13 protein-coding genes and 1 pseudogene are annotated in these 16,523 nt (G+C 35.4%); 5 read left to right on the forward strand and 9 right to left on the reverse strand.

Going from position 1 to position 16,523, the window contains the following annotated elements:
* Positions 1-10: 10 nt before the first annotated feature.
* The 3 genes from ACNQGG_RS07380 (at position 11) to ACNQGG_RS07390 (ending at position 3,852) form a co-directional block, all read left to right on the forward strand.
* Positions 11-1,759, forward strand: coding sequence for a RagB/SusD family nutrient uptake outer membrane protein (locus ACNQGG_RS07380; RefSeq protein ID WP_417962634.1), 1,749 nt, complete (start codon positions 11-13; stop codon positions 1,757-1,759).
* A 387-nt stretch (positions 1,760-2,146) separates the two neighbouring features.
* Positions 2,147-3,421: a Y-family DNA polymerase gene (locus ACNQGG_RS07385; RefSeq protein ID WP_417962636.1), complete on the forward strand. Its 1,275-nt coding sequence runs from the start codon at positions 2,147-2,149 to the stop codon at positions 3,419-3,421.
* Positions 3,412-3,852 carry a LexA family protein gene (locus ACNQGG_RS07390; RefSeq protein WP_417962638.1) on the forward strand — a complete coding sequence of 147 codons (441 nt, stop codon included), beginning with the start codon at positions 3,412-3,414 and terminating at the stop codon, positions 3,850-3,852. The genes ACNQGG_RS07385 and ACNQGG_RS07390 overlap by 10 nt, the downstream gene beginning before the upstream one ends.
* Before the next feature lie 142 nt (positions 3,853-3,994).
* On the opposite strand, the gene frr is transcribed toward ACNQGG_RS07390, so the two are convergent.
* The 3 genes and pseudogenes from frr to ACNQGG_RS07405 all read right to left on the reverse strand — a co-directional run bounded on the left by frr (position 3,995) and on the right by ACNQGG_RS07405 (position 6,184).
* Positions 3,995-4,558 (reverse strand): ribosome recycling factor, encoded by a 564-nt coding sequence (frr, locus tag ACNQGG_RS07395; RefSeq protein ID WP_417962640.1) that lies wholly within the window; start codon positions 4,556-4,558, stop codon positions 3,995-3,997.
* A gap of 70 nt (positions 4,559-4,628) precedes the next feature.
* Positions 4,629-5,336, reverse strand: coding sequence for a UMP kinase (pyrH, locus tag ACNQGG_RS07400; RefSeq protein WP_417962642.1), 708 nt, complete (start codon positions 5,334-5,336; stop codon positions 4,629-4,631).
* Between the two features lie 68 nt (positions 5,337-5,404).
* A pseudogene (locus ACNQGG_RS07405) lies at positions 5,405-6,184 on the reverse strand (patatin-like phospholipase family protein).
* Positions 6,185-6,289: 105 nt separating this feature from the next.
* Between ACNQGG_RS07405 and ACNQGG_RS07410 the strand changes: the two are divergent.
* Positions 6,290-6,892, forward strand: a complete 603-nt coding sequence (locus ACNQGG_RS07410) for a thioredoxin family protein (RefSeq protein ID WP_417962644.1) — start codon at positions 6,290-6,292, stop codon at positions 6,890-6,892.
* Between the two features lie 361 nt (positions 6,893-7,253).
* Here the strand turns inward: ACNQGG_RS07410 and truB are convergent, their stop codons facing one another.
* From truB to ACNQGG_RS07440, 6 genes are all read right to left on the reverse strand, one after another.
* Entirely contained in the window at positions 7,254-7,952 is a 699-nt protein-coding gene (gene truB, locus ACNQGG_RS07415; protein ID WP_417962646.1) for a tRNA pseudouridine(55) synthase TruB, read from the reverse strand.
* Positions 7,952-8,752, reverse strand: a complete 801-nt coding sequence (locus ACNQGG_RS07420) for an undecaprenyl-diphosphate phosphatase (RefSeq protein WP_417962648.1) — start codon at positions 8,750-8,752, stop codon at positions 7,952-7,954. The genes truB and ACNQGG_RS07420 overlap by 1 nt, the downstream gene beginning before the upstream one ends.
* Entirely contained in the window at positions 8,753-8,995 is a 243-nt protein-coding gene (locus tag ACNQGG_RS07425) for a DUF3098 domain-containing protein (protein WP_039108616.1), read from the reverse strand.
* A 71-nt stretch (positions 8,996-9,066) separates the two neighbouring features.
* Positions 9,067-9,942, reverse strand: a complete 876-nt coding sequence (locus tag ACNQGG_RS07430) for a cell division protein FtsX (protein ID WP_417962650.1) — start codon at positions 9,940-9,942, stop codon at positions 9,067-9,069.
* A 130-nt stretch (positions 9,943-10,072) separates the two neighbouring features.
* Positions 10,073-12,640 (reverse strand): TonB-dependent receptor, encoded by a 2,568-nt coding sequence (locus ACNQGG_RS07435; RefSeq protein WP_417962652.1) that lies wholly within the window; start codon positions 12,638-12,640, stop codon positions 10,073-10,075.
* Positions 12,641-12,692: 52 nt separating this feature from the next.
* Positions 12,693-13,040 (reverse strand): winged helix-turn-helix domain-containing protein, encoded by a 348-nt coding sequence (locus ACNQGG_RS07440; RefSeq protein WP_416856139.1) that lies wholly within the window; start codon positions 13,038-13,040, stop codon positions 12,693-12,695.
* Between the two features lie 311 nt (positions 13,041-13,351).
* On the opposite strand from ACNQGG_RS07440, the gene ACNQGG_RS07445 reads away from it, so the two are divergent.
* Positions 13,352-16,366 carry a leucine--tRNA ligase gene (locus ACNQGG_RS07445; RefSeq protein WP_417962654.1) on the forward strand — a complete coding sequence of 1,005 codons (3,015 nt, stop codon included), beginning with the start codon at positions 13,352-13,354 and terminating at the stop codon, positions 16,364-16,366.
* The last annotated feature ends 157 nt before the right edge of the window (positions 16,367-16,523 follow it).

Genomic DNA, 16,523 nt, shown 5'->3' on the forward strand with positions numbered 1-16,523 from the left:
TAACATACAGATGATAACAACAATTAAAACAAAAAAAACAACAAGCATCATATCCATACTATCAGTTATGGTGCTGCTACTTAGCCTAGGCTCTTGTCAAGACTATCTGGATGTACTACCCGAAGATAAGCTTACGGGAGATCAAGTATATCGAGATGTATTTGATGCTGATGCTGCCGTAATAGGAATTTATGGTAAGTTTATGGCTCTTGCAGAAAAGCACGTAATGCTTAACGAAATGCGCGCGGATTTAATGACTACAACAAGAAATTCAAGTCCTTATTTAAAGGAATTGTCTGAGCATAATGAAACGGCAGAAAATCCATATATTAATCCGAAACAATTTTATGAAGTAATTCAAAATTGTAATGATGCGTTAAAAAATTTCGATATCATGCTTGCCAAAAAGAAATTTACGCAATCACAGTATGAGCAACGTTATGCTGATGTAGGATGCATTCGTTCTTGGGTTTACTTGCAATTAGGAATCCACTTTGGAAGTGTACCTTATATCACAGAGCCTATTGAAACTTTAGATGATGTTAAAAATGTAAGTAAATATCCAAGAATTCCTCTTAGTCAACTTGTGGATAAGCTGGTTGCTTTCACTGAAGGACTAACTTATAAAAAGCAATATGAAGCAGGAAGTAGTTTAGTAATTACTGTTGATGGGTATAATACGGCTAAATTCTTTATTAATAAGGAGTGTCTATTAGGAGATTTAGAACTTTGGAAAGGAGACTATTTAAAAGCGGCTTCACATTATAAAATCGTTTTGGAGACTGCATCTACTAGCGGAAGTGATACGGAGCGTTATGAGGTGTATCGCATAAGTAATTTTGCGGGTAGTGGTAATAATGATTTACTTGTTAATTACACAAGAAGTCCTGATGTGACTACTTTGCTTAATACCGATACTCAAGGTTGGAGGTCTATATTTGCTAGAAGTAAAGATGCTGTATGGAATACCGAATGGACTTGGTCATTGCCTTTTGATAGTAAGTTTGCCCCTGCAAATCCTTTTATCGCTATTTTTTCGAAAATGTCTGGTAATTATGTGGCTAAACCATCGCAACGTGCTATGAATCTATGGAATAGTCAAGCCCAAACTAACGGTATCCCTTATGATGCTCGTGGTTCAAAATTTACTTACAAGATGGTAAGCGGTGATCCTGTTATCATGAAATACCTTTACAGATATGAAACTGCTCTCGATCAGTTTAAAACGGATGGAGATTGGTTTTTGTACCGTGCTGAAAAATTACATTTACGTTATGCAGAAGCTGCTAATAGAGATAATCAACATCGAATCGCTGATGCCATTTTAAATTATGGTATAAAAGCAGCTTATAATCGTGGGGCACTTAATAGCGCTTCAGCTGATGTGACTAATGCTATGCAGACTAAGAAAGCTTTTCCTTATGATTTTGATGCTCGTCAAGGAGAATTTCCTTACTATAGAGCTAATTGGTATCGTGGTGGTGGTATTAGAGGCCGTGCATATTTAACAAGAGCTGCAGTAGTAGGAGATAGTTTAATTTCAATTGAAAATAACATCATTGATGAAGCTGCTTTGAATTTGGCTTACGAAGGAAACCGTTGGGAAGATTTAGTGCGCGTTGCTAGACGTAGAAATGATCCCGCTTTCTTGGCTGATAAAATCTACGATAAATTGAATAAAGAAGGTAATGCTGAGGCTGCTATAGTAAGAGCTAAATTAATGAATCCAAATAACTGGTACTTACCATTTAATTGGTAATAAATTGAATTATATTCATCTGAAGCAATATGGTTTATAATCCTTCTAATGTAAATTAAGGATTATCATCAATTGCTTTTGAGTTAAAAAACTTACAATAAAAAAAACTCGTTGGAAGTAAATTTAAGTATTTACTTCCAACGAGTTTTTTTTATTGTAAAAACGAGTATTTTATATTTTTCTAGAAGATTCTCGACTTGTTATTTTATGGTCTGTTTTCATTCTTAATATATCGTAAATATTAATTCCTATAAAATGTAACCATCAAAACTTTTTTGTGAAGAAGTGTTTTTGTAATAATACAAACGATCTTTTTTACTTATCAACAATCCCAAAATTAACTTTTATTACTAACTCGCATAAAAGCATATTGAGTAATTTTGCATTATGTATGCTTTAGTCGATTGTAATAATTTTTACGCTTCCTGCGAAAGGGTTTTTCAACCTCAATTCGCTGGGAGGTCTGTTGCAATATTGTCAAATAATGATGGTTGCGTGATTTCCAGAAGCAATGAAGCCAAAGCTGTTGGGGTTCCTATGGGAGCTCCAGCCTTTCAAATCAAGGAACTGGTTAAAGAGAAAGAGGTAAAGTTATTTTCTTCAAATTATGCCCTTTATGGTGATTTAAGCAATCGAGTGATGTCGATTTTAGGTCAATTTACGCCTAATGTCGAAATTTACAGCATTGATGAAGCCTTTCTGAATTTTGATGGTCAAAATGTTTCCGATTATCATGATTATGGAGTCCTAATGAAAACCCGTGTGCAAAAATGGGTGGGGATTCCAGTTTGTATTGGTTTTGCGGAAACTAAAGCATTATCAAAAGTAGCCAACAAAATAGCCAAGAAATTTCAAGAGAGAACCTTTGGAGTTTATGTAATCGATAGTGATGAAAAACGCATCAAAGCTTTGAAATGGACAAAAATTGAAGATGTTTGGGGGATTGGTTATCGCATGAATAAAAAGATGAAAGCGCGAAATATCACCACTGCTTTAGACTTTATCGCTCCACAACACGAATCTTGGATTAAGAAAGAAATGGGAGTTGTTGGTCTCCGGTTGAAATACGAATTAGAGGGAAAATCAGTTTTGGATTTAGAACCTCTTGTTGATCAAAAGAAAAGCATTGCCATTACCCGAAGCTTTCCAAAACAGATTTCTGATTTTGATTTGTTGCGGGAACGCATTGCCACTTTTGCATCGGTTTGTGCCGAGAAATTACGAAAACAAAACTCCTGCTGTCATACGGTTATTGTAATGCTAGTCATCGATAAACATACCGTGCAAACGTCAAAATACTATTTTAATATGGCGATTACGTTGCCTTATGCGACCAATTCTACTTTGACAATTTCAAATACGGCAATTGCTATTTTGAAAGAAATATACAAAGGAAATGAAAATATAAAATTCAAGAAAGCCGGCGTTATTGTTACGGAACTTATTGATGAAAATAGAAAACAATTGCAGTTGTTTGATGAGGAAAATCCAAAACATTTGGAGTTAATGAAAGTGATGGATCGTCTCAATAATAAAATTGGAGACAAAAAAGTAAAATTGGCTACACAAAATTTAAGTTTGACTTGGGATATGAACCAGAAGCATTTATCACCTAAATACACCACTAATTTTAAAGATATTCTCGAAATAAAATGCCATTAAATAAAAAACAAAAGCTAACATTCTTTCTGCCCGATTTTGAAAGTGACTTTAAAATTCCTTTCATGTCCGAAGGCGTTTCAGCGGGATTTCCATCTCCGGCGGCCGATTTTATGGAGACAAATATCGATTTGAATAAAGAACTAAGTGAAAATCCCTTGGCTACTTTTTATGTCAAAGTCAAAGGGAATTCGATGATTGATGCCGGTATAAATGACAAAGATGTTCTTGTTGTGGATCGAAGTCTGGAACCTCAAAACAATAAAATTGCGATTTGTTTTATTGATGGAGAATTTACTGTAAAACGCATTCAGCTCGAGAAAGATTGTTTGTATCTGATGCCTGAAAATTCTAATTATTCTCCCATAAAAGTCACCGAAGAAAACCAATTAATCATTTGGGGAATTGTAACTTATGTGATAAAAAAGATTTAAAAGCACTAACTCTGCTCCAAATTAAATGTGACAACAAAAAGACTTTAGATTAAAAAAAAACAGCTTCAAGAATATTGAAACTGTTTAATTAATCGTTTTTGTCTAATAAAACCAGCTTGTATTTAGCTCAGACGTTTAAAAGTTAAACCTTCATGATTTCAGCTTCTTTTGAAACTAAAAGCTCATCTATTTTACGGATGTAGCTATTGGTTAAGTTTTGAACTTCTTCTTCGGCACTTTTGCAAATGTCTTCGGATGTTCCTTCTTTTTCTAATTTTTTAATATCAGTATTAGCATCTTTCCTTGCGTTGCGAATACCTACTTTAGCATCTTCAGCTTCTACTTTAGCTTGTTTAGCAAGATCACGTCTTCTTTCCTCAGTTAATGCTGGAACGCTTATGATAATTACATCCCCGTTATTCATTGGGTTGAAACCAATGTTTGCCACCATAATTGCTTTTTCAATTACTTGTAGCATGTTTTTTTCAAAAGGCTGCAGCGTAATCGTTCTGGCATCAGGAACACTGATTTTAGACACTTGTGAAAGTGGTGTTGCGGATCCGTAATAATCTACAAAAACACTTCCTAGCATTGCTGGAGATGCTTTTCCGGCGCGAATATTTAAAAATTCTTTTTCTAAATGCGCAATAGAACCTGTCATAGATTCTTTAGTACTATCTAATATAAATTCAATTTCTTCGGTCATTTCTTTAGGTTTTGGGTTTTGAGTTCTAGATTTTTGGAGAAAACCAAAGTCTAAAACACAGCATCGTTAACTATATATTTACTATTGTTCCTATGTTTTCTCCGGCGCAAATTTTCAATAGATTCCCTATTTTATTCATGTCGAAAACTACAATTGGTAATTTATTTTCCTGGCTTAATGTGAATGCTGTGGTATCCATTACATTCAATCCTTTTTTAAGAACATCTTCAAATGTGATGAAGTCAAATTTCACTGCAGATGCATTTTTCTCTGGATCACAATCATATACACCATCAACACGGGTTCCTTTTAGGATTACATCAGCATCAATTTCTACACCACGTAAAACGGCTGCCGTATCTGTTGTAAAATAAGGATTTCCTGTTCCTGCACCAAAAATTACAATTCTCCCTTTTTCAAGATGACGGACTGCTCTTCTTTTAATATAAGGTTCAGCGATTGATTCCATTTTTAAAGCGGTTTGTAAACGAGTTTTCATCCCTTTATCCTCTAATGCGCCTTGCAAAGCCATTCCGTTAATAACGGTCGCCAGCATTCCCATATAATCACCTTGCACTCTATCCATTCCTGCACTTGCTCCTGCAACTCCCCTAAAAATATTTCCACCACCAATTACAATGGCTATTTCTACTCCTTTTTCATGAATTTGCTGGATTTCATCAGCATATTCAGCTAATCTTTTTGGGTCGATTCCGTATTGCAAGTCGCCCATTAAAGCTTCGCCACTTAGTTTTAGAAGAATTCTTTTGTATTTCATTTTTGTGTTGAGTTGATTGGTGCAAATATAGACATATTCTGTTTTTTAAAAAAAGTGTTGCTTAAAATTTATAAATTAAGTTTTCCGTAGGATTTTTTTGCAGCTTCATAGCCAATGTTGAAGATGGCGTCCATTTTAATCTTATTGGTTTAAAAAGTGCTATAGAGACACAAATCCTTAGGCTCAATAACCCAATCGCAAACGTTGAATTTGTGCATATTTGAATTTGCCGAAAGGATGTCAAAAGCACGGGTAGTTACGGCTTTTATGGAACTCAGGTCTTTAGCTTCAATTTTTTGAAGAGGACTTACGTATACTCCAATGACGGTATCACATTGTCCTTGTAAAATATCTGAGGGAAAATGATTTAATATGCCGCCATCACTATATAATTTTCCTTTAATTTCGTACGGAGACAAAATCCCGGGAAATGCTGATGAAGCTAAAATAGCATCAATAATGGTTGTTTCAGGACCAAATATTTTTAGTCTTCCTCTAACCATATCAGTCGCTGTAATATGAATTGGAATTTTTAGTTCCTCTAGTAAGGCATCCTTGAAAATTGCATGAAAATAACTTTTGAAAGATTCAGAATCAATTAAACCCGCTTTTGTGAAGGTAAAGTGTTTCCAATGAAAAAGGTAGATAGACTTAAAAAACTCCAGGATTTCGTCGGGAGTTTTCCCCCACGCATATAAGGCACCAACGATTGAGCCTGCGCTTGTTCCGGCAATACGGGAAGGGAAGATGTTTTTCTCTTCCAAAAATTTTATTGCACCAGCATGTGCGATACCTTTAGAGCCTCCGCCAGAAAGTACAAGGCCTATCGATTTTGTTTTTAAATCCATTCTAAATATTTGATATAAAATTACTCTTTTTGTGGAATGGAAACTGATATAAGTCATTTTTAAAATCCAAATTTATGGTAACTTTGTGTGAATAAATATTTTATCATGAAAACAACTGTAGCTAGAGCATTATTTCACAGTCATTCGTATTCGGAGTATAGAAAACTAGTTTCTGATTTATTATTTGAAGGAAAATCAACTGGGAATGAACAATCAGAAAATTTGACACATTATAGTTCTTTGAATGAAACTCGTATGGATCGTTTGGATAAAACGATAAAAATTCCGGATGAAAATATTTTAAAAATAAAAAATTTAAAAAGAGAATACATTTGGCTGGTTATTTCCGAAGGTTGGTGTGGAGATGCTGCGCAAATACTGCCTATTTTTAATCAGATGACTATTGCTTCTGAGGATAAAATAGAGCTGAAAATTGTTTTGCGTGACGAAAATGAGGAGCTGATGAAGCTGTTTTTGACCAATAAGAAGAAAGCAATTCCCAAACTGATTATAATCGACAGAGCAACGGGAAGTGTACTTGGCAGTTGGGGACCCAGACCAAAAGGCGCAACAGATTTGATAAATGATTATAAAAAGAAATTTGGAGTTATTGATGAAAAAGTCAAAACAGAATTACAATTATGGTATTTAAAAGATAAAGGTCTAAGTACGCAACAGGAAGTAATTGATGTGATGCAGAATCTTTAAATGTATAAAGAGGGACAGTTAGACGTTTCTTTATGAAACAAGAATTAAATTTATTTATTTTGTTTTATCAAATAAAAATTGTAATTTAGTGACTGCCAACCATGTCTACTGTTTAATTTACTTTTTTATTGGTGTTTAAAATATTTTTCAATTTAAAAACATCGCTATGAAAAAGCTATTTGAAAGGTTTTATGATTATTTATCGTGCTTACTATTTGGGGGTAAAAACGTAACAAATTATTAAAACCAATGGCACAGCCAAAGTAAACAAAAAAAGTATGGATTAAAACTACTTTAATTTTTAGAAAAAACACATCGCAAGTTCATTTTTTGAATTTGTCATGTGTTTTTGCTTTTTTGATTACAATCGAGGAACTAGACTTTGTTCAAATGCTTCTGCATCCATTCCATCAGTTACATTATAATCACCAATTTTTGTTCGGCGTAAAGCGGTTAAATGCGAGCCTGAATTCATAGCTTTTCCAAAATCAAAAGCCAGCGAGCGAATGTAAGTTCCTTTGCTGCAAACTACTCTGAAATCGACTTCAGGAAATGCAATTCTGGTAATTTCAAATTCGTGTATAGTTGTTTTTCTAGTTGCAATTTCTACTGTTTCTCCTGCTCTGGCATGCTCGTACAAGCGTACGCCATCTTTTTTTATAGCAGAGTAAATGGGTGGTTTTTGGTCGATTTCGCCTAGAAATTGTTTTATGGTTTCCCGAATTAAAACCTCATTAATATGTTCAGTTGGAAATGTCTGGTCAATTTCAGTTTCTAAATCATACGAAGGCGTAGTTGCACCAATATAAAAAGTTCCGGTATATTCTTTGGCTTGACCCTGAAGTTCCGTAATTCTTTTGGTGAATTTTCCGGTGCAAACTAAAAGTAATCCGGTCGCCAAAGGATCTAAAGTTCCGGCATGTCCAATCTTGAACTTTTTTGGAAGCCCTAGTTTAGTAATCAAAGCCCATTTTAATTTGTTCACTGCCTGAAAGGAAGTCCAATGCAAAGGTTTGTCAATGAGTATGATTTGTCCTTCTAAAAAATCTTCGGTTGTCATTAAATAATGGTCAAGGGATGAATAAAAAAGTGGATTATCAATAATACGATTCCAGCTATAATTCGGTAATAACCAAATAGTTTAAATCCTTTTCGGCTTAAAAAACCGATGAATGATTTTATGGCTAAAAGTGCCACAATAAATGCCACCACATTACCAATGATAAGAAAGTTAATTTGATCGTGCGTCAATACATATCCGTCTTTGTAATAATCATAACATTTTTTTGCCGTTGCGCCCAACATGGTGGGAACGGCAAGAAAAAAGGAGAATTCTGCTGCGGTAGTTCGAGACAATTTCTGAGACATTCCGCCTACAATACTGGCACCACTCCGTGAAACACCGGGAATCATGGCAAGGCACTGGAACAAACCAATCTTAAACGCTTGAAGATAGGTGATTTCTTTACTGACTGGAGAACCAACTTCTGGGACTGCAAACCAATCATCTACTTTTAGTAAAATGATTCCTCCTATCAAAAGAGAAACGGCAACAGTAACCGGACTTTCTAGCAAAGCATCTATTTTTTTGCTGAAAAGCAATCCGAAAACTACTGCAGGAATAAAAGCAACAAGCAGTTTGAAATAAAAATCAAAGGATTGAAAGAATCGTTTAAAATATAAAACTACAACCGAAAGAATAGCTCCCAATTGAATGACAATCGTAAAAAGTTTTGTAAAATCATCATGTGCAATTCCAAAAAAAGAAGATGCGATAATCATATGTCCAGTTGAAGAAACAGGTAAAAATTCAGTAATTCCTTCAATAATGGCAAGAATAATAGCTTGTAATGTATTCATTTATGCTTTTTTTGGATTTTTAAGAATAGCATAAACAGTGATTCCAAAACCGATTAAAACAGTTGTTGGAGCCAAACGAATTCTTCTGAAATCAAATATTGCTTCACTAAATACTTTTGGATCATTACTTCCGCCGCCTGACATTAGAATAAATCCTAAAGCAATTACTCCAATCCCAATCAATAGAATTTTATAATTTATTTTATCAAAAAGAAATTCTTGTTTTTGTTCTTCGTTTTTCATTTATGCTGAATTTATTTCAGCATCTAAAAGTGCTGAATTATAATGCTGTTTTTTAAATCTGCAATCTAAAATTAATAAAGGTCGTCTGTCCTTAAGTTCAGAAAGCGTTGTGTTGCAAAATAAGTGCTTAGCCAAGTAATCAAAACACCGATTCCCAAAACACCTAATAAAACTAAGCCAACCAATAATTTGTCGTCAAGAATACCAAGGTCAGGAAAATTAGTTTGAACGTAAATCAAAACGCCAATCAACGCTAAAACGGCCAAACCTGCACCAATCATTCCCAGTTTTATGCTTCGCATCACAAATGGTTTTCTGATAAACGCTTTGGTAGCACCAACCATTTGCATGGTTTTGATGATAAATCGATTCGAATGTATGGATAAACGTAAAGAGCTGTTGATTAATAAAACAGCAATAACGGTGAAAAATCCGCTGATTATTAAAATCCACATACTCACTTTTTTGATATTGTCATTTACCAGATTCACTAATTGTTTGTCATAAACAATATCCGAAATCATGGCATTTTTGCGTAAGCGAGTTTCAATTTTTGCAATACTATCCTTGATTACATAATCTGCTTTTAAGTGAATGTCGTAAGAGTTTTGCAAAGGATTTTCACCAAGAAACTCCATGAAATCCTCACCTATGATATCAGTATGTTGTTTAGCTGCAGCTTCTTTAGTGACATAAACGTATGATTTTGCAAAAGGAGCTGTTTTTAATTCGGTTCCAAAAGTTTTCAAGATACTGTCATTAGCATCGTTTTTGAAAAACACCGTCATGGCAATTTTTTCCTTGAAATCGTCAGCCAGTTTTTTAGAATTTATAATGAAAAATCCTAACATTCCTAATAGGAATAATACCAAGAATACACTTAGTACAACCGAAAAATAAGAGGAAATTAACCTGCGTTTTTGAAATTTATCAAAGGAAGAACTCATAGTTTACTTAAATTATGGGGTAAAAATAATAAAGAATTTCTTTATTTAAAGTTAATAACGTTCAAAGTTTTAACTTTCGTACAATAAATGTAAATTTCAAAAGCAAACCAATCTTTTAATGACTCTTTTTTTAGATTTTGCCAACATTCCAAGTCAATGATACATAATACAATCCTCCAATTGATGGCCCGCCCAACATAGAATAATACATTTTGTTTAGAAAATTGGTTCCTCCCAGTTTAGCAATTACCCCCGGTTTTTTGAAATTATAATTTACTTGCGCATCCATCGACCAATAGGCAGGGACTTCGCCACTGACAAGAAAGGAAACATAATCGTATTTATTTTGATAGCGATAGGTTAGGCTTGCTCCAAGATTTTTCCATAAATGTTCTGTTATTACTGTTCCATTCACAATGAATTTAGGCGTGTTAAAACCATCTTCCAGTCCATCTTTGTCATCTGTCCGGTCTAATTTTGTGTAGGTTACATTCCCTAAAAATGAAAACACATCGCTGTATTTGTATTTCAATCCTAGACTACCACCATAATTGTAAATCTTACTTTTAGAATTGGTCCATAAACGATAGCGACTTTGTGTAGCTTTAGAATAAAGGGCTGTTGGTATTTGTGCAACATCTGTTGTGTTAGGAATACTTGCTTCAACTTGTGCGATAAAATTCTCATAGGAGTTGTAATAAAAATCGGCATCAATAAACAAACGCTGATTTAGGGTAACTCCTCTAAATCCAAATTCAAAAGAACGAACAAATTCAGGTTGTAAATAAGTATATGGGTTTTTCTGGATTATCGCTTTATTTTTGTCGATTGCCTGTGCCTGTGTTAGACCAAGCGTATTAATATCGCTGGTTACTTGGGCTTGAAATTTGTCTATGGATGCTTTTGTGTACGAATTTTCGAAAATTCCATTAGACATGATGCGTAATCCACCCACGCGTTTTACACCACCGCTGTTAACGTTAGAAAAACCTTCGAAAATACTCGGGAATCTATACCCGCTTTGGTAAGAAGCTCTAAAGTTGATTTCCTCTTTTGGAGAAAATACAGCAGTAAATCGAGGGGTAAATTTCAAATCGAAATAATCTGCTTTGTCTGCGCGAACGGTTGCACTCAGACGTAATTTTTTGTCAAATAAATCCTTGCTTAACTGGGTAAATCCCCCTGTTTTTCCATAGGTTAGGTTTTTGCCATCATCAACTGGATTTACAAAGTAATTTCCGTCGGGAACAATGATGTACGTTCTATAATCAAAACCACTTAAGAGTTGTGTGTCGATTTTTTTGAAAAAGTCAGCAAAAACTTTATCCCAATTAAACAAACCTTCCGCATGCACTAAAGAAGATTTTACGCGCAAAGCGGCACCAAAATCCCAATTGTTGATGTTGGTTAACTCGTCTTTCTTATTGTTAAAGGAATCGGTTCCGGGAATAAATCTTCCTTGGTCAGAGGCTGCTCTAGCCATTCTATGGGAGTCTGCAACGGTAGCTCCAGTGGTTATTGCATTTTTGTAAGCAGTTGTATAATCCGAAAACCATTGGTCGTCCGATTTGAAAGCCCGATCCATGTTTTCTGCCAGTGAACGCATGTTGTACGATTTTCCAGTGTTCTCTTGGGTTAAATACGTTCGTATCTGAAAAATATTGGTATGATAATCAATGTTATATTGATGTAAGGTATAATCTTCTAATCTAAAACGATTCGAACGTTGGTAGACCGTATTGATTAAAGCGCCTTTATACGTTATGGCTAATTCCTGTCCCTTTTTTGGACGGAAATACAACCCAATATCACCTTTATAGTTTTGGATGTTGTAATCTGCAATGTCGGTTTCTCTATATCCCGTTCGGGCTACAATATATTTTTTCCCATTCAGGGTTACCGTTCTTCGGTTTGCCGATTCGTTTCCATAACCATTTACTTCATCAAAAGCAGGATTATCAGCTCCATATAAATTGGTTGAAGAATTTATATTTGGAGTCAAATCGGTTCTGTTGTCTGCAACCCAATCCGTTCCTCCAGTTGTGGAACCATTTATTTTAAAAGCAGTTCTGGAATTTATTGCTTTAGCATAACGGAAATTGGTCTGGTTATAAAGCTGTGGAGAGAAGCGGTCTACATGTCCAACATGATTCACACCAGTTAACTGCTGAATGCTCAATCCTAAATATTCAAAGGGGTTTTTGGTTTGAATATTCGCTAGTCCATTGATGGCATTCATTCCATATAGTGCAGAAGCCGCTCCGGGAATGACTTCAATTTTATCGATGTCAAGGTCGTTTGCACCAAGCGCATTGGCGATGGGCGCCCCTAGATGTGGCGCTTGGTTGTCTATGCCGTCTACTAATTGGGCAAAGCGCACATTGGTTGTGTTGGCAAATCCTCTCGTGTTGATGACTTTAAAACCTAAACTTGGTGTGATAATTTGAACTCCTTTTAAGTTTTCGAGCGCATCAAAACTGGATGGGGAACCCATGTTTTTTGCATCTGCAGCTTTTAATTGTTCAATACTTATAGGAGATCGTAAAAACGTTTCTTGAGTACGGGAAGCGGTAACGACTACTTCTTTCAGCATTTCTTTTTTGAGGCTGTCTTGGCTTGTTTTTGAATTTTCTTTTTGGGATTGTGCCAAGCTTTTTAAGCTTAATAATACTAGTATCAGATATAATCTTGATTTCATAAAGGGTATTTTTTTCAGTATGTTTTAAAAAGAATACTGCTGTTCAAATTTTTTAAAATTTCAAATTCAATGTTTCTTTTCGGGCAAAATCTTGAATTTTCTTTTCTAATGCATAAAAAGTCTGAATGGCTCTTTCTCCGGCTTCTGTCAATCTGGCGCCACCACCACCTTTGCCACCAAGTAGTTTTTCTACCAGTGGTTTTTCGGCACGTTTGTTCATTTCTTCCACTAATTGCCAAGCTTGACGATACGCCATTTTCATTTCTTTGGCTGCATTAGTGATAGAACCCGTTTTTGCGATATTCTCCAGCAACCATATCTTTCCAATGCCTAAAAAAGGACCGTCAGCTTCTTCAATCCAGATTCTGACTGCTATGATGTATTTTTTATTTTCTTCCATCAGTATGTTTTAAAAAATATAATGAAAAGAAACTAACTCCTTCTAAATAAAATCTTGTAAGATTTGACACATTTAAAGTACGTAGATATTATTTTACAAACATAAGTATTTTTACTTAATTTTAAATAATTATTTATTTCTTTCTTTGTCAAAGAAATAGCTTTGGTACAATGTACAATAAACGTAAATTTGCCACTCAATTTTTGTGCAACCCTTTCAGGGTTCAAAACCCTGAAAGGGTTAAATAAATACCTATTATGACTTGAGTTAGCGATAGCATAACTCCATTAAAAAACAATATATAAAGAGGAATGAAATACAATCCGAACGAAATAGAGGCCAAATGGCAAAAATATTGGTTAGAAAACGCAACGTTTAAAACCGAAAATAACGCAACAAAACCTAAATATTACGTACTTGACATGTTTCCTTATCCATCTGGAGCGGGATTACACGTTGGGCATCCGCTGGGATACATCGCTTCTGATGTTTATTCCAGATATAAAAGACACCAAGGTTTTAATGTGTTGCACCCTATGGGTTATGACAGTTTTGGTTTGCCTGCGGAACAATATGCCATTCAAACGGGTCAACGTCCGGAAGATACCACTTCGGTAAATATTGACGGAGGAACGGATAAAGAAGGAAATAAAATTGCGGGTTACAGAAAGCAATTGGATAAAATTGGGTTTTCCTTCGATTGGAGCAGAGAAGTGCGTACTTCAAATTCGGATTATTACAAACATACGCAATGGATTTTCATCCAATTATTTAATTCTTGGTACAACAAAAATAGCGATAAAGCCGAAGATATTTCGACTTTGGTTTCCATCTTTGAGAAAGTAGGAAATACGAACGTCAATGCAATTTGCGATGAAAATATTGAAGCTTTTTCAGCAAATGAATGGAACGCTTTCGCAAAAGAACAGCAGGAGCGAATTTTGCTGCAATACAGATTGACCTATTTAGCCGAGACTGAGGTGAACTGGTGTCCGGGATTAGGAACGGTGTTGGCAAATGACGAAATCGTAAATGGCGTTTCAGAGCGTGGCGGTTTTACGGTGGTGCGCAAGAAAATGACCCAATGGAGCATGCGAATTTCGGCTTATGCAGAACGTTTGTTACAAGGATTAAACGATATTGATTGGAGTGAAAGCATTAAAGAAAGTCAAAGAAACTGGATTGGAAAATCTGTTGGAGCGACTGTAGAATTCAATGTTCAAAATTCGGAAGCTAAAATTGCGGTTTTCACGACAAGACCTGATACTATCTTCGGCGTTACGTTCATGACATTGGCGCCAGAACATGAATTGGTAGTGCAAATCACTACTCCGGAACAAAAAGCGGAAGTGGAAGCCTATATAGAAAAAACGTCAAAACGTTCCGAAAGAGAACGTATGGCCGATGTAAAAACTATTTCGGGAGTATTCACCGGAGCGTATGCGGAACATCCGTTTACCAAAGAGCCGATTCCGGTTTGGATTGGGGATTATGTTTTGGCAGGTTACGGAACAGGCGCTGTGATGGCGGTTCCTTGCGGTGATGAAAGAGATTATGCTTTTGCGAATTTCTTCAAAGGTCAACAAGGTATGTCAGACATTAAAAATATTTTTGCAAATGTCGATATTTCTGAAGCAGCGTGCGGTTCGAAAGACAATGTGATTATCGCTAATTCTGATTTCCTAAACGGATTGAATTACAAAGAAGCCACTAAGAAAGTTATCGAAGAACTGGAAAAATTAAACCAAGGAAAAGGAAAAACGAATTACCGTTTGCGTGATGCTGTTTTCTCTCGCCAGCGTTATTGGGGAGAGCCGTTTCCGGTTTATTATGTGAATGGTTTGCCGCAAATGATTGATGCGAAACATTTGCCAATTATCCTTCCGGAAGTAGAGAAATACTTGCCAACCGAAGAAGGTTTGCCTCCTTTAGGAAACGCTTTGGTTTGGGCTTGGAATACAGACACGAATTCAGTAGTTAGTACGGATTTAGTCGACAATAAAACAATTCATCCTCTTGAATTGAACACGATGCCAGGTTGGGCGGGAAGTTCATGGTATTGGATGCGTTATATGGATGCGCACAATGAAAACGAATTTGCCAGTAAAGACGCTTTAGCATACTGGGAAAGCGTAGATTTATACATTGGCGGAAGCGAACACGCAACCGGACATTTGTTGTATTCTCGTTTTTGGAATAAATTCCTAAAAGACAAAGGTTTTGCACCTACCGAAGAACCATTCAAAAAACTGATTAATCAGGGAATGATTTTGGGGATGAGTGCGTTTGTTTATGAATTTTCTTTTGGAATTGAATCTAGTTATGATGAAGGAGTAGATATACTTCAGCAGGGGCCGTCTTTTTTTATTACAAAATCCAAATATGATAAAATTGTTAAGGGAGACATAGAGGAATTAGAAAATACTAAAAATATTTATTTGAATACTTTAAATAATCTTTTTCCAGAACGTGGAATAAGTGTGTATGATGGGATAAATTGGTTCCCAAAACATACTGATGTTTCTTTTATAAATGCTTCTGATGAATTAGATATTGAAAAGTTTAAAAACTGGAGAGAATATTATAATAATGCTGTTTTTATAACTGAAGACAACGGTAAATTCATTGTAGGCCACGAAATCGAAAAAATGTCGAAATCCAAATACAATGTCGTAACTCCAGATGATATTTGTAGTGAATACGGAGCTGATACGTTGCGTTTGTACGAAATGTTCTTAGGTCCGTTAGAGCAAGCAAAACCTTGGAATACGGCAGGAATTTCGGGAGTTTTTGGATTCTTGAAAAAACTGTGTCGTTTGTATTTTGATGAAAATGGTTTGATTGTTACCAATGACAAACCAATCAAAGACAACTTAAAATCATTACACAAAACCATTAAAAAAGTGGCAGAAGATATTGAGAGTTTCTCTTTTAATACATCGGTTTCTCAGTTTATGATTTGTGTGAATGAATTGTCAACGCAAAACTGTCATTCTCGTGCAATTTTGGAACCATTAGCGATTGTGATTTCGCCTTATGCGCCACACATTGCTGAGGAATTATGGTCGTTGTTAGGAAATTCGGGTTCGATTGCAACGGTCGATTTTCCACTATTCGACGCGCAACATTTGGTGGAAAGCAGCAAAGAATATCCAGTTTCTTTCAATGGAAAAATGCGTTTTACGATGGTTTTACCTTTGGATTTAACCAAAGAACAAATCGAGGAAATCGTTATGAAAGACGAAAGAACCATCAAACAATTAGAAGGAAGAACGCCTAATAAGGTGATTATTGTTCCGGGGAAAATAATTAATTTGGTGGGATAGGTATTCATTCCCGTAGAGACGCACCGTAGAGACGCACTGCAGTGCGTCTCTACGTAATATATTAAAATCCAAATTCCAAAATTATTTTGGGATTTGGATTTTTTTCTTTCCATTTTAGGAATGCCAAATTGACATTGTAAAAAATTGGTTCAGATTT

Source organism: Flavobacterium esculini, from assembly GCF_048284325.1.
Lineage (GTDB): Bacteria > Bacteroidota > Bacteroidia > Flavobacteriales > Flavobacteriaceae > Flavobacterium.